Here is a 22,461-nt window from a genome sequence, read left to right on the forward strand (position 1 = left end):
GGTGACCTTTGTGATCAGGAAACGCCGGTGCTACGGGTTGAGAGAATGATCATTTACCTGGATGAGCAAATCTCCGGACCTCTTTTTTAGGACACCGAATGCTTTTAAATCATAGCCCATCGTGCGAAGCTTCGCTTCGTATTCATCTGCGTACCCGGGAGCAACCGCTATCAGCAAGCCGCCGCTTGTTTGCGGGTCTGCCAGGATGTACCGCTGTATTTCAGAAAGCAGCCCCACTTTATGGCCGTAGCTTTTCCAGTTGCGGACCGTTCCGCCCGGGTAACAGCCCTGCTCCAGGTAATAAGGCAATGACGCAATAACGGGCACTTTGTCAAAATCGACCGTCGCTGCCAGGCCGCTTCCTTCACACATTTCGGTAAGATGCCCCAGTAGTCCGAAGCCGGTTACATCGGTCATCGCTTTCACACCGGGCATTTTTCCCAGCGTTTCACCCAGGCTGTTCAGCCGGGTCATGCTCTCAAGCGCTACGGCCGCATCTTCGGGTTGAAGCAGTCCGCGCTTCTGTGCGGTGGACAATATGCCGACACCCAGGGGTTTGGTCAGGTAAAGCCGGCATCCTTCGGTTGCAGTGGAGTTTTCCTTCAGATGTTCTGTCGCTACAATTCCGTTTACGGCAAGGCCGAAAACCGGTTCGGGGCAATCGATGCTATGCCCGCCGGCGAGCGCAATCCCTGCCTGCGCGCAAACTGCTCTGCCGCCTTCCAGTACGCCGCGGGCTACCTCCGGGGGTAATTTGTCTATCGGCCAGCCGAGAATGGCGATGGCCAGCACCGGTTTTCCTCCCATTGCGTACACGTCACTGATTGCGTTGGTGGCGGCAATTCTTCCGAAATCGTAGGGGTCGTCTACGATCGGCATAAAAAAATCGGTAGTGGAAATGAGGGCGGTGCCGTTGCCCAGGTCGAGTACAGCCGCATCATCCCGTTTATCATTTCCCACAAGAAGCCTCGGATCGGCAGGAGCGGGAGAAGCGCTGTGCAGGATGGTATCCAAAATAGCGGGGCTGATTTTGCACCCGCAGCCCGCGCCATGGGAGTATTGCGTAAGCCTGATGTCCTGTGTATTCATTATGATGCCGTGCTACCTTTCGGTAGCGATTGTATGATTAAATTCAATTAGCTCCCTCGCTTTTTCCATATCGGTCCCGCCGCTCAGCAGAAGGGTAAACAACCGGGCGGAGATTTTTCCTGCGAGTGCTTTCGAGTAGGCTTTGTCATAGTAAACCAGCACAAGCCTGATAAAATCGGCCATGCGGTTTTCTCTTATGGCGGTAATAGCCTGGGTGGTTTGCAGCGGCCCCAGGCGCTTATGAATTCGCTGGGTGCATGCGACCAGGAAATCGGGATCAAGCGAGCCGTATTCCCGGACGAGGCTGGCAACCCGTTCTTCGTGCGCCACTTCTATATTGAAAGTAGGGGCGGAAACAAGGTTTTCCCACAGTGGCCGGGGGATAATGATTTTACCTATGTTCATGTTTTCGTCCTCGATCCAGACCTGGCGGGCGGTATCCAGGTCTTTTAGCCGCCAGGCAAGATTGTTTTCAAACTGCTCCTGGGTGGGCTGCACCATTTTATTCATTGTCCCGTAGGAGGAGCCCTGGTGCTGTGCCAGGTCTTCCAGGTCTACTACCTGTTCAGCTGAAGTCTTTAAAGCGGCCAGCAGACGTGTTTTTCCGGAGCCGGTCATTCCGCCAAGAATCCGGAAACTGTAAGGGGCCGCAAATTGCCGGCGGGCCCATTGCCGGAAGCTTTTGTAGCCGCCCTGTATCAGTAGTACTTCAAATCCGTAGAGGTCGAGCGCCCAGGCCATCACGCCGCTTCGCATCCCCCCCGCGCCAGCAATGCACCGCAATCTTTTTATCCGGCGCGAGCTCAAGCGCGGTGCGGATAAAACCGGCCCATTTACTGCCGGTAAGCTCAAAACCGAGCAATATGGCGGGTTCCCGTCCTTCCTGCTTGTAGGTCGTGCCTACCCTGGCGCGCTCTTCATCTGTGAAGAGCGGAAGGTTCACCGCGCCGGGAATATGCGCATGCTGAAATTCTCCGGGAGAACGGACATCTGCCAGTACTGGTTTTTCTTCAAGGCCAAGAAAATCGTCTATTGATATATTCCGGATCATAACAAGGGTTTCATAAGGCCGCCGCGGTAAAGTTAGGAGATAAATCCGTTAACAATCAACCCTTGAAAGCGGAAAAGGTAAAAGGCTGAGCCGAATTTTTGCATAACCTATAGTTATGCTCCATAAAAAACCGTCCTGAAAAGAAACGCGTGGGGTCCGGTAACTTTACTGGCGAAAAAAATGTAATATTTATGGAAATGTTTGATCGAAAATCACTTGTTAAAAAGGTGAAGCCCAAGTCGAAAATACTGGTACTGCCGCTCCTGGTTATCTTGTTTGTGGCTGTTGTTACGGGTTTTTCGGGAAATAAATCGCGAAAAGCAGCGGTAGGAAGAGACGAGGTTGCGGGTGTTGGAAAAAGTGGCCGTCATGTACCGGCCGGGGCTGTGGATACACTTTCTGAGGAAGATGCCGACGCGACTGCTCTAGTCGACTATGGCTATAGACTAATAACCGAAACTTATGCATGGGTAGGCCCGGGCACGAAACGGCAGATTTCGGGCAACCGCCTTGCCTGCAGCAGTTGTCACCTGGATGGCGGGACCAGGGCGTTTGCTGCACCGTACGTCGGGCTCGACAAAATTTTTCCTACCTACATCGCCCGTGAAAACAAGGTGGAAACACTGGAGGAAAGAATCAACGGCTGTTTTGAACGGAGCCTGAACGGTAGAGCCATTGCTGTAGACGATGAGGTAATGGTTGCTATGGTGGCCTATATCAAACATATCAGCAGGGAGCTGCAGAAAGACGGCCCGTTCAAAGGCCGTGGATTTGTCAGCTTCAAGGCGCCGGATCGCGCTGCGGATCCGAAAAACGGGGCGGCAGTTTACGAAGCTAATTGCGCGGCTTGTCACGGCGCCGACGGCAAAGGGGTGAAGGGCGTGGCCGGAAACCGGGAGGGAGGGTATATTTTCCCGCCTTTGTGGGGCGAGGATTCGTATAACGACGGTGCAGGAATGAATCGGCTGATTACGGCCGCCAGGTTTATCAAGGGCAATATGCCGTTGGGAGTGACGCACGAAAGCCCCCTGCTTTCAGACGATGAAGCCTACGATGTTGCTGCTTATATCAACAGCAAGCTGAGGCCGGTGAAGGCGAATAAAGAGAAAGATTACCCCGATCTCAGCAAGAAGCCCAAAGATTGTCCCTATCCTCCCTATCAGGATAACGTCACCCAGGAACAGCACCGGATCGGGCCATTTAATTTTTAACCAGTTAAAACCATCAAAATAATCGCAATGAAATCGTATCAATTTTTTTTCATGGTGCTTGCAGCCTTCTGTTTGTACCTGCCCGCCCAAGCACAGGAACGGATCAATGCCAACAGGCAGTTTACAGGGGCCGTAGCCGGGAAAGACCATTACCGGGCAATTTACCAGTTGGATCAGTCGTCACCCGATGTGATTAAAAAGGCAATCCGGAATATCAACAACCTGTTGGATGACCCGAGACTGAAAGGAAAGATAGAAGTTGAGCTTGTCACTTTTTCCGGCGGAACCGAGGCGCTCCGCAAAACCAGTGAATATGGCGAAGCTTTAAAGGGGCTGGTCAATAAGGGGGTAATTGTAGCACAATGCCTGAACAGCCTCAGGGAGCGAAAAATAGAGAAGAGCGAACTTTTTGATTTTATCGGTTATGTCCCTTCAGGGAACGGCGAGCTGGTCATACGGGCAGCAGACGGATGGGCAATTGTTAAACCTTGATTCACTATGATGCGTATAGTTAAAATTTTTGGGCTGGCGGTCGCCGGCATGACCGTATTTTCAAATGCAAATGCCCAGGATCCGCACCGGTTTGATCCGCCGTGGAATACTCCGCCTCAATCGGCCGTTATGTTTACCGTTCCCGGTATCAACAACGTGCCGGATCTCTATGGCGATATTGTCGACCCGCAGCTTACGGTCTTTTTTGCCGGCAATCAGTTCATGTGTGTCGACGACCTCCTCGCCGGTTTCCGCAAGAAGCATCCCCAGATCGAGCGGATTTTTGTGGAGACCTTGCCGCCGGGCATACTCGCCCGTCAGATAGAAGGCGGGTCGCTTACGTTGGGTAACCTGCGGATTACGCACACGCCGGATGTTTACACAGCCGGGAAGACCAGGATAGCGTCCATGCAGCGCTATTTCAGCCGTACGGAGGTGTATGCCTATAACAAATTGAGTCTTATGGTCCCGAAAGGAAACCCGGCAGGGGTGCGCGGGCTGGAAGACCTTGCGGGCGGGACTGTCAGGATAAGTATGCCTAACCCGGCGTGGGAAGGAATAGGGCGTCAAATTGAAATTGCCTATGAAAAACGGGGTGGGGCGCAGCTCCGCCAGGCGGTGATGGAAGCGAAAGTGAAAGACGGTTCCACCTACCTGACGCGTATTCACCACCGGGAAAGCCCGCTCAGGATCCTTCACCTTCAGAGTGATGTGGCGCCGGTGTGGACTTCCGAGGTGGTGTACCAAAAGCTGATCGGCCACCCCGTTGAGGAAATCAAGATCCCGGAAGCGTACAACATCAGGTCCACTTACATCGCGGGGCAACTGAAAAATGCACCTCACCCTGAAGCGGCGAAGCTGTTTATGGATTATATTGTGTCAGATGAAGCAAAAGGAATCTACGCGAAGTACGGTTTCGAGGTTGAATAAGTATTGCTATTTCCTTTAATCTGACCTAATCCGGTTGGTCCTGAACAGGTTATTCCGATGATTTCGATTGATTTTAAAATTGCAACTTTCCTGGCGGCCGCCCGGTATCTGAACTTTACAAAAGCCGGGCAGTCGCTCAATATTTCCCAACCCGCAGTCAGCAAGAACATCCATGAACTGGAGTTGCAGGCCGGGCGAAATTTGTTCGAACGAACAGGGAACCGGTTAGCACTGACTGAGGCGGGCCACATATTGCTCACTCACGCACAGCAATTGTCGTCTGTTTATGAGCAGCTCAACGAAGGGCTTGAAATATTGGAGGGGCGCCTGGCCGGTGAAATCAGGCTCGGCGCCTCCACCACCTTGTCGCATTACGTGGTACCGCAGATCCTGGTAGATTTTCATGCCACGCTTCCCAATATCAAGATCAAAACGCTGCATGGCAATTCCCGCCAAATAGAGGAATGGCTGCTGGACAAAACCATCGACCTGGGGATTGTGGAAGGGCTGACGGACAATGTTTCGATGAAGTACGAGTCGTTCCTTGAAGATGAAATCGTGCTGGTGGCCCGCTCCGGCAACCCGAAGGCGAAGGAGCCGTCCATCCGGCCGGAATCACTTCGCGGCTTCGAATTTGTATTACGGGAGCAGGGTTCGGGAACGAATGAGGTCATCCGGAAGGAGCTGGTCAGGATCGGTATCGAATGGCATGAGCTGAACGTAAAGGTGGTGCTGGCAAGTACCGAAAGCATCAAGAGCTTCCTCGCCCGGACTGATTGTTTCTCGTTTCTCTCCATTCATGCCATTACCAGGGAATTGCTGGCAGGGGAACTGCAAATCATAGAGATAGATAACTTCGAAATAATCAGGGATTTCTATTTTGTGCGCCCCCAGGGGGTGATCGGGCGTTTGCCCGAGACGTTCCGGCGTTTTGCAGTCAGGCAGTTTTCCAAAAAAGAAAGCAGGTGACATTGAGAATAATTAAAAAGCAGCGGCATTCAGCACTTTCCCCGGAGAGACAAGCGCTGAATGCCGCTGCTTTCTGAAGCAGGCGCCGAGGTTAGGTCAGTCTGATTACGCAGTCATCCTGTTCTACCAGAACCCCTTCCTCCAGGATAACCTGCTCGACTGTCCCTTTACGCGATGCGGTGATAGTGCTTTCCATTTTCATGGCCTCGATCACAAACAGCGGGCTGTTTTCGCTCACAACGGCGCCGGGTTTTACCCAGACTTTCACCAGCTTGCCCTGCAGCGGGGCGCCGATTTCATTTTCAGAGCCAGCCTTGGCATGCTTTACCCGGGTCGCCACAATAGACTGATCGTGTACCCGGACAACCCGGCTTTGCCCGTTGAGTTCAAAAGTGACGGTACGCATGGCATTTTCGTCCGGCTCGGAGACAAACAGCAGCCGCACGAGGATCGTTTTCCCTTCGGCAATTTCTACCAGGATCTCTTCTTTCGGTAAAAGTCCGAAGAAAAAAGCCGGGGTCGGGATTTTGCTTACATCGCCGAATTTTTCGCGGGCCTGGTAAAACTCCTCGTATACCTTGGGATACATTTTGAAGGAGAGATAGTCGAGAAACCCGTTGTCGGCGGTTTGTTTGCTGTAGGGGAACTTATGCCGGAAATCCGCAAGCTCCGCTTCGAAATCCACGGGAGGCAGGTGTTCATTAGGTCGTCCGGTCAGCGGCTTTTCGCCTTTCAGTACCACTTGTTGTATGGTTTGCGGGAACCCGCCGGCGGGTTGCCCCAGGTCGCCGCGGAAAAAGCCTTTTACGGAGTCCGGAAAAGATAATGTATGGCCTTTCCGAAGCACATCGTCGGCCGTCAGGTCATTGGAGGTCATGAACAGGGCCATGTCGCCGACCACTTTTGACGACGGCGTCACTTTGACGATATCCCCGAATATTTCGTTCACCACCCGGTAGTTGCGCTTCAGGGTTTCAAACTTTTCGGCGAGGCCCAAAGCAACGGACTGCGGTTTCAGGTTCGAGTACTGGCCGCCCGGGATCTCGTTCTGGTATACCTCCGCGCTACCGGCTTTCATGCCCGATTCAAACGGGTAATACCACTCTCTCACGTCCTCCCAGTAGGCAGAATAGGCGTTAAGCGAATCCGTATTCAGGGCGCTTTCCCGTTCGTGGCCTTTGAGCATTTCCACAACCGAATTCAGGTTGGGCTGGGAAGTGAGTCCCGACAAAGCGCCCAATGCGCAATCAATAACGTCAACGCCGGCATTGACCGCGCTGAGGTAGGTCGCGGGTTGTATAGACGAAGTGTCGTGGGTATGCAGGTGAATGGGTATGCTTACCGCTTTCTTCAGTTCGGAAATCAGTACCTCGGCAGCTTTGGGTTTCAGCAGTCCTGCCATGTCTTTTACAGCCAGTATATGCGCGCCTTCGTCTTCCAGCTGCCGGGCCAGGTCGAGGTAGTAGGCGAGCGTATACTTTTGCTGGTTGGGGGCGAGCATGTCCCCGGTGTAGCAGATGGCTGCTTCGGCAAGCGCATCGGTCCGCTCCCGTACCGCGCGGATGCTTACTTTCATCGCTTCTATCCAGTTCAGCGAATCAAATATCCGGAAGACATCGATGCCGTTTTCCCATGATTTTTCAACAAATTTTTCCGTCAGGTTGTCAGGATAGGCGGAATAACCAACAGCGTTTGAGCCTCTGAAAAGCATCTGGAGCAGCATATTCGGCATCGCCTCGCGAAATGCCTGGAGCCTTTTCCACGGACATTCGTAGAGGAAGCGCATCGCGACGTCGAACGTAGCGCCGCCCCATACTTCCATAGAAAACAGGTCGGGGTGCTTTTTGGCAAAGCCTTCTGCAACTTTGAGCATGTCCTGCGTACGGACCCGGGTGGCCAGCAGCGACTGATGGGCATCACGGAAGGTGGTGTCAGTGAACAGGACAGGACGTTGTTCCATGATTTCACGGACGAAATTCTCCCTTCCTATCGCTTTTAATCGGTTTCGCCGTCCTTCCGGGTAAGGGGCATAAGCGTCTGTCTCCGGCACAACCGGGGTGGGCAATGTTCGCTGACAGGCGCCTTTGACCTGCGGGTTCCCGTTTACGACCACCTCCCCCAGGAAGTTCAGTACCTTGGTCGAACGGTCACGCGGTTTGTACAGGTTGAAAAGCTCCGGGTGCTGTTCCACGAAATTGACCCGCGTCTGGCCGCTTTGGAAAACGGGGTGGTTGATGACGTTCAGCAGAAAGGGCACATTGGTCTTCACGCCGCGTACCCGGAATTCGGCCAGGGCGCGTTTCAGGTTTTGCACCGCGCCCTCCAGCGAGCGGCTCCTGGCAGACACTTTGACGATCATCGAATCGAAAAACGGGGAGATTTTGGCTCCTGCATAGCTGCTGCCCTCGTCGAGGCGGATGCCGAAACCGGCGGCGTTCCGGTAGGCAATGATGGTGCCGAAATCCGGTCGGAAATTGTTGGCCGGGTCCTCGGTTGTAATCCGGCACTGGACCGCGAATCCGTTGGTGGATACGTCGTCCTGGCTGTTAATGCCGATGTCCCGGTGGGAAAGGCGGTGCCCCATCGCAATCAGCAGCTGGGATACCACAATGTCGATTCCCGTTATTTCTTCGGTAATGGTATGCTCTACCTGGATGCGGGGGTTAACTTCAATGAAATAGACGGTCTCGTCTTTCTCGACCAGGAACTCCACGGTGCCGGCATTGTAGTATCCGGCTTCCCTGCCTATCTTCAGTGCATAGCTGTAAAGTCGTTGCCTGACATCATCCGAGAGCCCTACCGACGGGGCGAGCTCCACTACTTTCTGGAAGCGGCGCTGTACGGAACAATCGCGCTCAAAAAGGTGGACGAGGTTACCGTGCTGGTCGCCCAGTAGTTGTATTTCGATGTGTTTCGGGTCCGTGACATATTTTTCGAGGAAGACCGTGTCGTCCCCGAAGGCTTTACCGGCTTCATTGCGCGCATCTTCGAAAGACCGGGCAAACTCATTCCTTGTCTTTACGACCCGCATGCCGCGCCCGCCGCCGCCGGCAGCGGCTTTGATCAGCAGCGGGAAACCGATACGGTCCGCTTCGGCAAGCGCTGTTTCCACGTCCAGCAGGTCAATGCGGCTATCCGGAACGGTAGGAATCCCGGCGCGTACCGCCAGTTGCTTGGCCCTGACCTTATCGCCTAATGCCTCCATAGATTCGGGGGACGGGCCTACGAAGCAGATGCCCTCTTCGCGACATCGCCGGGCAAGCACAGCGCTTTCCGAGAGAAACCCGTATCCCGGGTGAATCGCGTCTATTTGCTTGTGTTTTGCCAACCGGATAATCCCTTCCACATCCAGGTAAGGTTTGAGCGGTTCATTGTCCCGCCCAATCTGGTAAGATTCATCGGCTTTGTAACGGTGTAAGGAATAGCGGTCTTCGTAGGTGAAAACAGCCACGGTGGTGATTCCCAACTCGGTGGCGGCTCTCATAATACGAATGGCAATTTCGCCGCGATTTGCAATTAGCAATCGCCTGAAAGGCAGGGTATGCGTACTGGTCATGGGTTAAACTTCAACGGGATTTGCATTAGGTACGGGCTGGACCCCGGTTGTCATCGGGAAACGGGCAGCGTTTTGCCTGAAAGCCAGGAGTAATTTCATTGCTTGTTGGCGGTACAAAAGGGGATCGGTCCAGGAATTTTCCGGTAAAAGTACGGCAGACGGGACTCCCGGACAACTGGTGGGGACATCAATTTCAAAAACAGCATGTTTCGTGTATTCCACTTCTTCCAGTTTGCCGTCCAGGACTGCCTGCAGCATGTTCCGTGTATATTGGAGCGGGATGCGTTTGCCGGTTCCGTAAGCGCCTCCGGTCCAGCCGGTATTGATGAGCCAGACCTTTGCTCCGCCGGCCTGCAGCCGTTGCCCGAGAAGGCGGGTGTATACTTCCGGCGAAAGGGGCAGGAAGGCTGCGCCGAAGCACGAGGAAAAAGTTGCTGCCGGCTCTACAATCCCTACTTCGGTGCCGGCCAGCTTGGACGTATAGCCGGAGAGAAAAAAGAAGACGGCTTGCTCGGGCGTCAGTCTTGCCAGGGGCGGAAGTACGCCAAAAGCGTCGGCGGTAAGAAAGAAAACATTTGCAGGTTCTTTTTCGGTCAGGTGGCCGGCGGCACCCGGTATATGGCTCAGCGGGTAGGCGGCCCGTGTGTTTTCGGTTACGGTCGTATTGGTGAAATCAACCTCGCGGCTCCCGGGAAAGAATCGGGTGTTTTCAAGAATAGCCCCGCTTTTGATAGCGTTGAAAATCTGGGGTTCGCCCTCCCGGCTGAGATTTACTACTTTGGCGTAGCATCCGCCTTCAAAATTGAAAATACCTTCGGGAGCCCAGCCGTGCTCGTCGTCGCCGATAAGCCGGCGGTTCGGGTCTGCCGAAAGCGTGGTTTTGCCTGTCCCTGACAGTCCGAAGAAAAGAGCGGTGTCGCCGTCGGCGCCCCGGTTCGCAGCACAATGCATGGGCAGCACACCGTGCTCGACCGGCAGCAGCATATTCAGGACGCTGAACACCGCCTTTTTGATTTCGCCGGCATAGCCGGTCCCGCCAATCAGGATGGTTTTCCTGGTAAAATCGATGATGGTGAAGTTTTCCTGCCGGGTGCCATCGACGGAAGGATCGGCCTCGAATTCGGGAACGCAGTAAATACACCATTCCGGGTCGAAGTTTGCCAGCTCCCCGGCGTCCGGTTGAACGAACAGGTTATAACAGAACAAACTGTGCCAGGCTTTGGTGGTGATGGCCATTACGGACTTCCGGTATAAGGGGTTGGCCCCGGCATACGCATACCGGGCAAATACCTGCCGGTCGGCCAGGAACTCCGTCATCCGAGCGTGTAGCCGGGCAAATGAGTCCGGGTCAAAAGGCTGGTTGATACCGCCCCAGTCGACAATGTCCTTTGTAAAGGCGTCGGAGACAATGTAGCGGTCTTTGGGAGATCTGCCTGTAAAAGTGCCGGTATCGCACATGAAAGCACCACTTGCGGTGAAAACACCCTCGGAGCGGGTGGCAGCCAGTTCGCCCAGGCGCTCGGGCGGCAAATTGAGAAAAATCGTTTTGCAGTTCAATGAATGTTGTTTCAAAGGTGCCAGTGAAATGGCTTCTCCGGTCCGGATGATGGTTGTCGTTTCCACGCCTTGGTTGTTATGAAGTGATCGATATGCAATTATGATTTATTATTTATAAATAGTCAATAAGCGATTAAATATATTTTAGCGAATCATCGCTAAAATATATTTTTCAACAATTTTTGCTATTATTGCCGGTTAATTGACATCGAAAATGATTCCGGCAGCAGACAGGGTACGCTTGATATTTGGTTTGAAGCTTCGGCAGCTCAGGCAGGAAAAGGGGCTTCAGATTAACGAGCTGGCGGATCTCGCCGGTTTTTCTCCTTCTTACCTCAATGAAATCGAGAAGGGGAAGAAGTATCCCAAGTCCGAGAAGATTTTTGCATTGGCCAGGGTGCTAGGCACCCACTACGATAACCTGGTGTCCGTTTCGCTCGACAAACACCTGGAGCCGATCGAGGAATTGCTCAATTCAAATATTCTGGGTGAGCTGCCATTGGAAATGTTTGGTATTGAGCCGGCGGACCTGCTCCGGATGCTTTCGGAGGCACCGTCTAAGGTGAGCGCATTCATCTCTACCATTATTGAGATCAGCCGCAACCACGGGATGAATGTCGAACAGTTCTACTTCTCGGCGCTGCGTTCCTTCCAGGAGCTGCATTTTAATTTCTTTGAAGAAATTGAGGCGGAAGCAAACGAATTTATCAAGGATCACCGGCCTCCGGACGGCGTGGCATTTCGCGAAGATTGGCTCAGGAACCACCTGGAAACGGAATATGGTTACCGGGTAGAGACTTTTAACGAAGCCGGCAGGCCCGAGTTGTCCGGAATCAGGTCGGTAGTGTTGCCGGGTAGGGCGGAAAGCGGGATACCGGACCTGCTGCTTATCAATGAAAACCTGGAACCGAAGCAGCGCGCGTTTACCTACGGCCGCGAAATAGGGTTTTGCAGGATGAAACTGGCGCCGCGGCCCTATGTTTCTTCGCAGCGCGAAGCCGATTCTTTTGACCAGGTGCTGAACAACTTTAAAGCATCTTATTTTGCGGGGGCCATTCTGGTCCCCCGGGAACTGTTGATTTCGGGCCTCGCCGTGTTTTTCGCAAAGCCGGTCTGGAGCCCGGCGGTATTGGTGGAATTCATGGATACGTTTGAAGCGACGCCCGAGATCTTTATGCAGCGGATCAGCAATGTTATGGCCCGGCATTTTGGTATCGACCAGCTTTTTTTTCTTCGCTTTGATCATACTACCTCTTCCGGTTCTTTCAAGCTGGCAAAGGAAATGCACCTGGCTAAACTGCCTTTTTTGCACGGAACCGTCAATGAGCATTACTGCCGCAGGTGGGCATCGCTGTCGGTATTGGAAGACCTGGCATTGTTGCAGCAGGAAAACCGCTGGGATGGCGAACCTTTGTGCCAGGCGCAGATCGCGGAGTACGTCGACACTGCCAATCAGTACCTGGTTATAACGCTGGCAAAGCCTTCGCCGCCCCGCAAGGAATACAACAGCAGCATTACGCTCGGTTTTGCGATCAATGACCGCTTGAAAAACCTGGTTCGTTTTCTGAATGATCCGGCGCTTCCGCATCAGCAGGTGAACGAAACCTGTGAGCGCTGCCGCTTGCCGGATTGTGCCAAACGCGCCCGGCAGCCCGTTTTGTGGGAAAAGCAGGAGCGCAACAAAGCGCTGCGGGAGGCGGTGCGCCTGCTTAGCGAGACTTATCTGAAAGCATAGATAGGCGGAAGGGTTTCGGGCTGAGACTCTGGAAGCTAGGGTTCAATCGTTAAGGCCGGCCAACCGGTGCAGGTGCCTTCCCGATAAAATTTCCGCGGATTGAATTTCGTGCCCGGTTAAGGCCAGGACGAGGTCGTGCAGTCCCTGAAACATCCGGTTCAGCCTTTGTTCCTGCGGATGGTTTTGCTGAACGGCGACCGAGGTGAGCGTAAGCAATTTATCGTAGGAAGTCTCTATGTAACGGTTTTCCGTTACTGACAGCAGGGTTTGGTACAACAACCTGTCCGTGTCGAGCAGGTCGCCGACCAGGCACTTGCCGGCTTTTATTTTTGGGGCAATCCTCTTTTCAAGCTGCAGCCATTCAGCCCTTATCCCGGGAGAATTCCCCGCCTGCTCCAGTTTTTGAAACAAGAAGGAATTGTAAACGGCACGGGCTTCGGCAATACCGGCCAGCTGCTCACGGTCGAACCGGATAGCTTCCCAGCCCTGGTGCGGCAGCTTTCGGATTATCCCTGCCTGCGCTATTTTCAAAAGGGATTCTCTTACCAATACGGTGCTTGCTCCCAGCTCTTTTGCCAGTTCCAGCTCTGAAAAACGTTTCCCTGGCTTCAAGGCAGCGCTATGCAGCTTTTGCCGGATGATTTGCCCGGTTTGTTCTGCTTTGGAAGGTGGGGCGTCAACGGTAGCCAGATAATCGTTGTCGAGGGGTTTTCTGAGCACCAGCTTATGCGGGCCGTCGATCCGGGCTATCCCTTTCGCTGCCAATACCTGCATTACTTTTTGAAGGGTGGTGCGGCTTATTCCAAGTGATTCGGACAACGATGAAGCGGCAGGCAAGGCACAAGGGACTTCCGGTAATACTCGTAGAAAATCCAGGATCCGGTTGGTGGAAATAATCACTAACTGGGTGTGAATTTCGGGCATGGGTAACTGGCGACTGGTTTCCGGATAAAGATAGGGAATAAGCACCGGGAAAGGCGCTTTTTGCTATTCCTTTATCCAAAAGCCAGTCGCCGTCCCGTACTACTGCCAGCCGCCGCCTAATGCGCGGTAGGTGCTGATCATCGCCTTGAATTGCTGCATTTTGGTTTCCACCAGTTCAAACTTGGATTCAATCGCGTCACGCTGTGTAAAGAGCACTTCCGTGTAGTCTGCGCGGGCCGACGTGAAAAGCCGGTTCGAGATGGTTACCGACTCGTTCAGGGCGTTCACTTCTTTCGATTTTACATCGTAGTTTTTCTCAAGGTTATTGATCATTGCCACGAGATTAGCCACTTCCAGGCAAGCGGCAAGAACGGTTTTCTCATACTGGAAAATGGCTTGCTCCTGCCGGGCGTTGGCGTTGAGATAGTTGGCTTTGATACCTCGCTTGTTGATCAGGGGCCCCATCATGTCACCCATCAGCGTGGAAAAGAGCGACCAGGGCATTTTTGCCAGGTAGGCCGGGTTAAAAGCCTGGGTGCCCAGACTGGCCGAGAGTCCGAGTGACGGGTAGAATTCGGCGCGCGCTACCTCCACATCGAGTTTTGCGGCCTCGAGCTGTTGTTCGGCCTGCAGGATGTCCGGCCGATGGCTAAGCAATGCGGCAGGCGAACCGACGGACAGAACCTCCGGACTGAGCTTCAACAGTTCCGAATGGTCGCGATCCACAGGCTGGGGAAACCGTCCGACCAGGAAATTGATACGGTTTTCGGCTTCTACGATTTTCTGCTGGATCTCGTATTGAAGGCCAAGTGTGTTGTAAACCTGGGCTTCGAAACGTTTTACCGCAAGTTCCGTGAGTTTTGCCGCTTCTTTCTGTTGCCGGACCAGGCGCAGCGCATTTTGCTGGATATCGATATTCTGCCGGATGATTTGCAGCTGGCTGTCGAGTGCGAGCAACTCATAATAGGAGGTAGCAATTTCGGAAATCAGGTTGGTCACCATAAAATTACGCCCCTCTACCGATGCCAGGTAGCGGTTGACCGCTGCCTTCCTGGCATTGCGCAGCTTGTGCCATATATCGACTTCCCACCTGGCGAACGCGCCGAATTTAAAGTCACCGAGGGGCTCGGGCATTTCCTTGCCCGGTTTAATCTCCGTTGTTGCTTCGCTCGCGCCCACCTGTGTATAGCGCGCCGCTTTTTCAAAGCCAGCACCGCCGCCGAGGCTTACAAACGGCAGGTATTCCCCTTTTTTAGCTTCAATTTCATTTTGGGTCATCGCAATTTCCTGCGTGATGATGTTCAGCTCCTGGTTGTGGGCAAGCGCCGAGTCGATAAGCGCCGTCAGGTGGCTGTCTTTAAAAAAGTCGCGCCAGGTTGCGGCTGCCGACGAGGCGGTGTCGGCCCGGCCCGTATAACTTTCCGGGACAACGCGGCTTTCTGATCTTCTGACTATCGTGGGAGCGTTGCATGCCGTAACCAACAGCGCGATAACGGCCGCAGAAGCCAAACCCCTTGATTTATTTCGTTTCATTTTGTTCGTCTTCTTCTAGGTTTGGAAAATGGTCAATTGCATGCACAAGGTTTTCGGTCAGGGAGACGTCTTCCTCGTACTTGATCAGTTTCCTGCCTTCTGCAATTTTTCCGAAAATATAATAGAGGCCCGGTATGATGATCACCCCGAAAACTGTGCCGAAGAGCATCCCGCCCAGTGCGCTCGCGCCGATGGTACGGTTGCCGATAGCCCCTGCACCATGCGCCAGTACCAATGGAATCAAACCGGCGATGAAGGCGAAAGAGGTCATCAGGATAGGCCTGAACCGGACTTTCGCTCCTTCGATGGCAGCTTCCAGGACCGTCGCGCCCTCATGGTGTTTCTGCATCGCGAATTCCACGATCAATACGGCGTTTTTGCCAAGCAGACCGACGAGCATAACCAATCCTACCTGCGCATAAATGTCGTTGGCAAGTCCCATAACCTTAAGCAGGAAAAACGACCCGAAAATTCCGACCGGCAGCGACAGGATTACTGCGAGTGGTATGATGAAACTTTCGTATTGGGAAGCCAGTACGATATATACAAAGATCAAAACGATGATAAAAATGTAAATCGCCTCGTTTCCGCGCATCACCTCATCTTTTGAAAGACCGGCCCAGTCGATGTCGTAACCGCGCGGCAGATTTTGGGCGGCCACTTCCTTGATGGCGGTTATGGCCTCGCCGCTGCTGTAGCCTTTTGCCGGCTGCCCGCGGATAGAGGCGGTGTTGTACATGTTGTACCGGTTGATTTCGTTCGCTCCCTGCGTTTTGACAATTTTCATGAATGCTGAAAACGGCACCATTTCATCCCGGTTGTTTTTTACATAGAGCTTCAGGATGTCCTCAGGAAGTGCGCGAAATTCCGGTGAGGCCTGGACAAACACTTTGAAGAAACGCTGGAACTTGATAAAGCCGAGCTCATACGTACTTCCGATCAGGATAGAAAGGGTGTTCATAGCGTTACCGATCGATACACCTTTTTGCATCGCCAGCTCGTTGTCGATCTGCAGTTCGTACTGCGGGTATTTGGCGCTGAAAAATGTGAAGAGACCCGACAGTTCCCGGCGCTTGCGAAGGGCGGCCATAAATTCATCATTTACCCGTTCCAGTTCACGATAATCACCGCTATTGGTTTTGTCAAGCAGCTGCAGCGAGAAACCACCGGCGGCGCCATACCCGGGTACGGCGGGGGGGTCGAAGAATTCAATGGTCGCGCCCGGGATTACCCTTGATTTTTCTTCCAGCTCGTGTATGATTTCATTGACCGAATGGTGACGCTGGTCCCAGGGTTTCAGGTTGATCAGACAGGTTCCGGCGTTTGATCCCCGGCCTTCTGTGAGGACCTCGTAGCCTGCCAATGCCGTAACCGATTCAATACCGTCGATTTCTTCGGCAATGGCCTGAAGTTTACGGGAAATGTCATTGGTTCTTTCCAGGGTGGAGCCGGGCGGCGTTTGCACAACTGCGTAAATCATCCCCTGGTCCTCACTGGGAATAAAACCCGTAGGCAATTTGAGGTTGATACCGAATATGCCGAGGCTGAATATGATCAGGATGGCAAAGGTGATGACCCGACGGTTGACGATGAGCCTGAGCAGGCCGACATACTTTCCGGTGAGTTTCTCAAAGCCGCGGTTGAAACTGTCCAGCGCCCGGTTCATCCACGTCTTCTTTCTGGGCTGACCGTGTGTGTTTTTCAGGATCATGGCGCATAAAACAGGCGTAAGCGTGAGCGCAACCACACCCGAAATAATGATAGAGCTCGCCATGGTGATCGAAAACTGCCGGTAAAAAATCCCGACAGGACCGGTCATAAAGGCAACCGGGACAAACACCGCGGTCATCATGAGGGTGATGGCAATAACTGCGCCGCTGATTTCACCGAGAACCTTCCTGACCGCAGGGTAGGGCGCAAGATGCTCTTCTTCCATTTTGGTGTGAACCGCTTCGACAACCACAATCGCGTTGTCGACCACAATCCCGATGGCAAGAACCAGCGCAAACAGGGTGATCATATTGATGGTCAGACCAAACATTTGCATACAGGCAAACGAACCGATCAGTGACACGGGAACCGCCAGGGTAGGAATAAGTGTGGACCGCCAGTCGCCAAGGAAGATAAATACCACCAGGGCTACCAGTATAAAGGCGTCCCGAAGGGTGTGGATTACGTTTTCAGTGGAGGCGTTCAGAAAGCTGGATACATCGTAGCTGATTTTGTAGTCCATTCCGGGCGGGAAACTCTTTTTCAGCTCGGTAAGCTTGTCCTTTACATTCTTAATAACGTCTGTCGCGTTGCTGCCGTAGGTCTGCTTCAAAACAATCGCCGCTGAGGGGAGATTGTTGAGGTTGGAGTAAATGTCGTAATATTCGCTGCCCAGCTCAACCTTGGCAACATCTTTGAGCCGGAGTGTCTCGCCATCCGGGTTTGACCGGAGAATGACATTGGCATATTGCTCCTCACTATTGAAACGTCCTTCATAGGTGAGCACATATTCCAGCGCTTCAGCCCGTTTACCGTCGCTCCGGCCGATGCGGCCTGGAGATCCGATCACACTTTGTTCGTTCAGTGCTTCCAGTATCTCTTCCGAAGAAATGTTGTAGGCCCGCATGCGGTCAGGCAATAGCCATATCCGCATGGCATATTGCCGGCTCCCGAGCATACTGGCCTGGCCGATACCACTGATACGTTGCAATTCAGGCAGCATATTGACCCCCGCGTAGTTGAAGAGAAACTTCATGTCGGCCTTGGGGTCTTTGCTGTAAAGGTTGACATACATGAGCATACTCGGGATAACGCGGTTAACGATCACCCCTTCACGCTGTACCAGCAGAGGGAGACGGTTAAGTACCTGGGCGATGCGCGTGTTGACGTTTACGACTGCCTGGTCGGGATCCGTGCCCAGGTCGAAGACGATCTGGATATTGGATTCTCCGGCAGAAGTAGCGTCTGAAGTCATGTATTTCATGCCGGGAACACCATTCACGGCTTGTTCCAGCGGGATAAGCACCGATTCGGTCAATACCTCTGCACTTGCGCCCGGGTACGACGCCCTTACAATTACCATGGGCGGCGATATTTCCGGGAACTGGGAGGTAGGCAGGCTCTTCATGGCGAGGAGTCCCGCAAATACGATTGCGATCGATATCGCTATAGCGAATACCGGTCTTTGAATGAAATTACTAAACATCTTGTAAGAAGTCTTGGCGGGTTACTATTCCGAATACACCTTCAAATGGGAGATCACTGCTTCGGGCTTTTCGAAGTTGAATTGGATCTTCTCATTTTCTTTCACCTTCCGGATTCCTTCCAGCAGGATTTTGTCGTTTTCAGACAACCCTTCCGTAATGACATAGAGATCGGGGATTTCGGCGCCGATGACGATTTCGCGCGTGTGGACCTTGCTGTCCTTGTCCACTACAAAAACGAACTTCTTTTCCAGGACTTCAAACGTGGCTTTCTGTGGGATAATGAGGGCATTGACAAGCGGTGCATCAATAAGGATATTGCCGGTCTGTCCATGTCGCAGCAAGCCTTCGGGGTTCGGAAAGGTAGCCCTGAAGGCGATGTTGCCGGTTTCATTATTGAAGTCGGCTTCGATAGTTTCCACTATTCCGGGATGGTTGAAGAGCTGGTTGTTGGCCATCCGCAGCTTTACTTCACCGGGCCGGTTTTTTGCCTGGTGCGACTTGTAGTCAAGGTATTCGGCTTCCGGGACATTAAAATAAACCCACATTTTCCGGTTGTCCGAAAGAGTTGTCAGGAGATCGCCTTCGTCCAGGAGGCTCCCGAGCCGCACCTGCAGCTGGTCCATAATGCCATCAAAAGGCGCCCTGATTTCAGTAAAGCCCAAATGGACATTAGCGAGCGCAAGCTCTGCGTTGGCCTTGTCCAGTTTCGCTTTGGCGAGTGCAAGCTCATTGCGCGAGACCACATTACTGTCGGCCAGCGACTTGGTGTTGCGGTATTCTATTTCGGCGAAATTTGCTTCCGCTTTCGCTTTTTGCTGCTCTGCTTCCAGTATCAGGGGCATGATCTGGAACATAAGCTGCCCTTTCCGGACAAACTGCCCCTCGTCCACGAAGATTTTTTGGAGATATCCTTTTTCCAGGGTGCGGAGCTCTATATGGCTGATAGAGCGAATCTGGCTCACATATTCTTTAACCGACAGCGTGTCTTTTTTCAGTGGAGTGGTGACCAATAGTTTCGTATCTGCCTCCGCTTCGTGTTTCTCGGAGCCGCAGTTGGTATTAAATAGCAGGGCACACATAGCCAATGCCATGAAAATTCTTCTCATGTTAAAAAGAGGTTGAGCGATTAGCCGGGCAATAGCCGGGGGGCGGTCTTTTAACGACGCACCTCACACCTCATGCCTTATAGCTCACGGCTATTCATGAAATAAATTGCTTCAAAAATAAGGGGATCAATTTGGGTATGAATGTGCCATACATGCCGATACGCATATTCATACAGCCGCGGTTTGACAGGGAACTGCGGATGTTTCCAGGCCAAATTGTTGAAAGCAATCAAATCAGGAGTGCCCTGAAACGGATGTGACGACGGAGGAGAACCGGCATGCAGGAGGCCGGCATTCGTTTCCCACCCGCTGGTTGGCTGAGTAGGGCGAGGAAAAAGGGTGTTAAGGTCAGGTAACCTGCGTTGCCGCTTTTTTCGGTGTCCTGGTCGAACAGGAACTCTTCGTCGCTCCCCTCTTTCTTCTCGTAGAGCACTACATCAAAATGCAGGCCTTTAGGTAGAGGAGACGCTTCAGAGAGGTTGGAAGGCGGATAAGCGCAGGTTTCATTCAATGATGCCGTATCGTCCAGGGGGAAAAGGAAGTTTCCCGCTTTCTCTATCGGCAGTTGTGCCAGAAGAAAAAGGAGGATAACTACTAAGGGACGATACATGTTAAGAACAGTCATTGGACTTCGATCTGCCGGTTTCATGGCTAATGCGGCGCCGGCGGTTTGGTCAACTTTCAAGAACTTCCGGAAGTAATTGCCGGGCGGTTCTTGTATGCTTTCTTCGTTTAATTATATCGGATGTATTGCAGGATAAATACGATGCAGGATAGAGCGAGACTGTTTTAAAATTAAGCCCGGGTTTGAAATATCCTGTTGCAAGCTTTCTGGGTTATTGTTTTATATTCTGCAACGGGTGCAATTTATGAAAAAAAATTTGTTTGGATCAAGCATTAATTAGTGAGAATTCTGAGTATTTGGATTTTTGTAAAATATAATGTTTTAATTTTTAGTTTTTTTATTACTATTTTTTGACATAGTTGGTGTTGGTTGCAAGCCATGTGACTGGAGGTATTTAAAAATGAAGCAATATGGTGTGGATAGGATGTCTGAAAAAAATACAACCCTGAATTTTATCGGGTTCCGCCTCGCCTGGTTGGGGTCGTTTATTGCTGGTCCTGTGTGAATTTCAGCCGGCCCCCGGCAAGCTTGTAAAGGGTGAAGCCGGCTTCCACAACGCTGACCAGCTCATGATAGAGCCCGAGCGTGTCGAGGCCGTCCCCCTCGTCTACGCCTGATTCGCTGCATAACGCAAAATGCTGCAACGAATCCAGGATTTCGGTCCATTCTTCCGGTGGCCGGCCCTGGCTGAATTGGTACAGGTAAGGGAGCGGGTTTTCCCGGTCAGTGTCGTTGAGCGTACCGGGGCAGGGGGCTGTACGGTTATCGGGGTGACTTCCGCCTGTTGCCAGTGTTGTCGCAGGCGGTTTCGGAAGAAGGGCCAGGGAACAGATCAGGTCCTTCAGCTTTTCGAGTGTAAACAATACTTCAACCGGGTTTCCCTGCGAGTAGAAGGTTGTTCCGGCGTAGGCGGTCAAAATTCCAAAAAAGGTCCGTTTGAAGGTCGCAGGACTCAATGCGTCAAAAAAAGCTTCCACCGATACCCATACCGCCGGTGGGAGATGCTGTGCGAAAGGGTTGGCATCGGGGTGGTCCGGAACCCGGAGTGCCTCTGCCCGGAAATCGTCATAGTCAGTCACGCAAACGGTGTCTGCCGGCACTTCGGGCGACGGGCTTGCTAACGCTGTCGGCTCCTCGGGCGACGGGGGCCGGTTCTTTTTTTGTGAAGCCAGGTGCAGCAGGTAGGAGGCCTCGATGAGAAGGACCAGCTGCAGCTGGAAAATATCATGTGGTTCCGCGCTGATCACCTGGCAAGTTTCGCGTACCGGGTTATTTTTCTCAAAATGCTCGCGCAGCAGGTAGCGGCATTGCCCCAGGTCAAAGGTGGAAAAGAATGCGCTTAACGCAAGCTGCGGATTGCATACTTCCTGTTCCTTCAGCTGGAGAACCGCGTTGTTCGTGATAAGGTCAAGATCCTGTTTCATAGCCGGTCGTTTTTTTAAGTGTGCTGTAAAGCTGGCTGACCGGCAGATTCTATACCATTCGATTGGAGAATATTTTATGCAGGTAAATCTTTCTTTGTTGGTTTGGGTATAATTTTACAGGGGCTTGTTTTTATTTTCCAGCTGCCTGATCCGTTCTTCCAGGTCCTGGTAAAGATCAAATAACCGGTGGGTTTCGCCGGTGAATTTGTCTGAGATCAGGGCGCGGGCTTTCCAGAGCGATACGACGGTGTCGATTGGGATGTCGTAAGCGGTGAACTCCCGGTTGTCGGGACTGGCCAACAGCGTGTTTCTTTCTTTTATGCGGTTGTTAAGCCGCCGTATGGCGAGTGTATCTTTGGTGATGATGACATATACGTCGCCGTTCTTGATGCGGCTATAATCTTTGGGCTTTATGATTTCGGCCACGACAAGCGAGTTGGCCGGAATGGTGGGTTCCATTTGCGGCCCGCCGGCCGGGAATGCGGCGTAGTCGGGGCCTTTCCGGAGTAAGCCTGGCGGCAGGAAAAATACGGACTCTATTGCGTTTTCGCCCTTTTCGCGAGTGCCGCTCCAGTTAAGGGCATTGGTTTCGCTGATCAGGTTGACCGGGGTTCGGGCGCCTGCCAGGTAATACATATCGGCCGGGTCTTCCGAAGCGGTTTCCCCGGCAGCGCCGGCAATGGTAAACGGGTTTTTCCACATGGTTCCAATGTTGCAGATCAGCCATTCGAGATTGAGGCGGGGGTAGGCCGCAAGAATTTTCGCGATGATTTCAATGCCTATCGTTTTGCCATTCTTAACCGGTTTGTAAATGGCTCCTTTGGAAACGCCGATTTTAGGTTCAATTGAGGTGGGAGTCTCGCCTATAGCAGCAATGAACTCACGGAGTCGGTCTGAAAACATGAAGGTATAATATTTTCTTTGGGTTTCTTTGAAGAAGAAAATCTTCTTCTGATATTTGTTATACAGTATGTATGGAACAAAGGTGTGAGATTTTATTGATAAACGCAATAAATCTGCCTGCGTTCTTCGTGTCGGGCTTAGCCGTTGTGCTTCCGGCAA

Annotated in this window: 17 protein-coding genes; 5 read left to right on the forward strand and 12 right to left on the reverse strand. The window is 52.6% G+C overall.

The annotated features are described in order from the left end of the window. Nucleotides 1-30: 30 nt before the first annotated feature. From selD to ABD852_RS04490, 3 genes are read right to left on the reverse strand one after another with little or no spacing between them, the layout of a single operon-like run. Nucleotides 31-1,089, reverse strand: a complete 1,059-nt coding sequence (gene selD, locus ABD852_RS04480) for a selenide, water dikinase SelD (RefSeq protein WP_345026823.1) — start codon at nucleotides 1,087-1,089, stop codon at nucleotides 31-33. A 12-nt stretch (nucleotides 1,090-1,101) separates the two neighbouring features. Continuing rightward, entirely contained in the window at nucleotides 1,102-1,872 is a 771-nt protein-coding gene (gene mnmH, locus ABD852_RS04485) for a tRNA 2-selenouridine(34) synthase MnmH (protein ID WP_345026824.1), read from the reverse strand. Next, nucleotides 1,799-2,140, reverse strand: a complete 342-nt coding sequence (locus ABD852_RS04490) for a rhodanese-like domain-containing protein (RefSeq protein WP_345026825.1) — start codon at nucleotides 2,138-2,140, stop codon at nucleotides 1,799-1,801. The genes mnmH and ABD852_RS04490 overlap by 74 nt, the downstream gene beginning before the upstream one ends. Before the next feature lie 191 nt (nucleotides 2,141-2,331). On the opposite strand from ABD852_RS04490, the gene ABD852_RS04495 reads away from it, so the two are divergent. From ABD852_RS04495 to ABD852_RS04510, 4 genes are read left to right on the forward strand one after another with little or no spacing between them, the layout of a single operon-like run. Continuing rightward, complete coding sequence (locus tag ABD852_RS04495) at nucleotides 2,332-3,351, forward strand: c-type cytochrome (RefSeq protein ID WP_345026826.1); 1,020 nt, start codon at nucleotides 2,332-2,334, stop codon at nucleotides 3,349-3,351. Between the two features lie 27 nt (nucleotides 3,352-3,378). Beyond that, nucleotides 3,379-3,843, forward strand: a complete 465-nt coding sequence (locus ABD852_RS04500) for a DsrE family protein (RefSeq protein WP_345026827.1) — start codon at nucleotides 3,379-3,381, stop codon at nucleotides 3,841-3,843. 6 nt (nucleotides 3,844-3,849) lie between these two features. After that, nucleotides 3,850-4,773 (forward strand): molybdate ABC transporter substrate-binding protein, encoded by a 924-nt coding sequence (locus tag ABD852_RS04505; RefSeq protein ID WP_345026828.1) that lies wholly within the window; start codon nucleotides 3,850-3,852, stop codon nucleotides 4,771-4,773. Nucleotides 4,774-4,830: 57 nt separating this feature from the next. Then, nucleotides 4,831-5,742: a LysR substrate-binding domain-containing protein gene (locus tag ABD852_RS04510; protein ID WP_345026829.1), complete on the forward strand. Its 912-nt coding sequence runs from the start codon at nucleotides 4,831-4,833 to the stop codon at nucleotides 5,740-5,742. A 91-nt stretch (nucleotides 5,743-5,833) separates the two neighbouring features. Here ABD852_RS04510 and ABD852_RS04515 read toward each other — a convergent pair whose 3' ends face one another. After that, on the reverse strand, nucleotides 5,834-9,298 hold the full coding sequence (locus tag ABD852_RS04515) for a pyruvate carboxylase (protein ID WP_345026830.1): 3,465 nt from the start codon (nucleotides 9,296-9,298) through the stop codon (nucleotides 5,834-5,836). A 3-nt stretch (nucleotides 9,299-9,301) separates the two neighbouring features. Then, the gene (pckA, locus tag ABD852_RS04520; RefSeq protein WP_345026831.1) at nucleotides 9,302-10,921 is read right to left on the reverse strand and encodes a phosphoenolpyruvate carboxykinase (ATP); all 1,620 of its coding nucleotides are present in this window, start codon (nucleotides 10,919-10,921) and stop codon (nucleotides 9,302-9,304) included. Nucleotides 10,922-11,069: 148 nt separating this feature from the next. On the opposite strand from pckA, the gene ABD852_RS04525 reads away from it, so the two are divergent. After that, nucleotides 11,070-12,590, forward strand: coding sequence for a helix-turn-helix domain-containing protein (locus tag ABD852_RS04525; protein WP_345026832.1), 1,521 nt, complete (start codon nucleotides 11,070-11,072; stop codon nucleotides 12,588-12,590). 42 nt (nucleotides 12,591-12,632) lie between these two features. Here ABD852_RS04525 and ABD852_RS04530 read toward each other — a convergent pair whose 3' ends face one another. From ABD852_RS04530 to ABD852_RS04560, 7 genes are all read right to left on the reverse strand, one after another. After that, the gene (locus ABD852_RS04530; protein WP_345026833.1) at nucleotides 12,633-13,559 is read right to left on the reverse strand and encodes a GntR family transcriptional regulator; all 927 of its coding nucleotides are present in this window, start codon (nucleotides 13,557-13,559) and stop codon (nucleotides 12,633-12,635) included. Between the two features lie 54 nt (nucleotides 13,560-13,613). After that, nucleotides 13,614-15,047 carry a TolC family protein gene (locus ABD852_RS04535; RefSeq protein WP_345026834.1) on the reverse strand — a complete coding sequence of 478 codons (1,434 nt, stop codon included), beginning with the start codon at nucleotides 15,045-15,047 and terminating at the stop codon, nucleotides 13,614-13,616. Beyond that, nucleotides 15,034-18,243, reverse strand: coding sequence for an efflux RND transporter permease subunit (locus ABD852_RS04540; protein ID WP_345026835.1), 3,210 nt, complete (start codon nucleotides 18,241-18,243; stop codon nucleotides 15,034-15,036). The genes ABD852_RS04535 and ABD852_RS04540 overlap by 14 nt, the downstream gene beginning before the upstream one ends. Nucleotides 18,244-18,267: 24 nt before the next feature. After that, nucleotides 18,268-19,350, reverse strand: a complete 1,083-nt coding sequence (locus ABD852_RS04545; RefSeq protein WP_345026836.1) for an efflux RND transporter periplasmic adaptor subunit — start codon at nucleotides 19,348-19,350, stop codon at nucleotides 18,268-18,270. Nucleotides 19,351-19,579: 229 nt separating this feature from the next. Then, nucleotides 19,580-19,960 carry a hypothetical protein gene (locus ABD852_RS04550; protein ID WP_345026837.1) on the reverse strand — a complete coding sequence of 127 codons (381 nt, stop codon included), beginning with the start codon at nucleotides 19,958-19,960 and terminating at the stop codon, nucleotides 19,580-19,582. A gap of 500 nt (nucleotides 19,961-20,460) precedes the next feature. Further along, nucleotides 20,461-21,399, reverse strand: coding sequence for a hypothetical protein (locus ABD852_RS04555; protein WP_345026838.1), 939 nt, complete (start codon nucleotides 21,397-21,399; stop codon nucleotides 20,461-20,463). Between the two features lie 114 nt (nucleotides 21,400-21,513). Continuing rightward, complete coding sequence (locus ABD852_RS04560) at nucleotides 21,514-22,302, reverse strand: S24 family peptidase (protein WP_345026839.1); 789 nt, start codon at nucleotides 22,300-22,302, stop codon at nucleotides 21,514-21,516. Between the last annotated feature and the right edge of the window lie 159 nt (nucleotides 22,303-22,461).

Origin of the sequence: Ravibacter arvi (genome assembly GCF_039540405.1) — a bacterium.
Taxonomy (GTDB): Bacteria; Bacteroidota; Bacteroidia; order Cytophagales; family Spirosomataceae; genus Ravibacter; species Ravibacter arvi.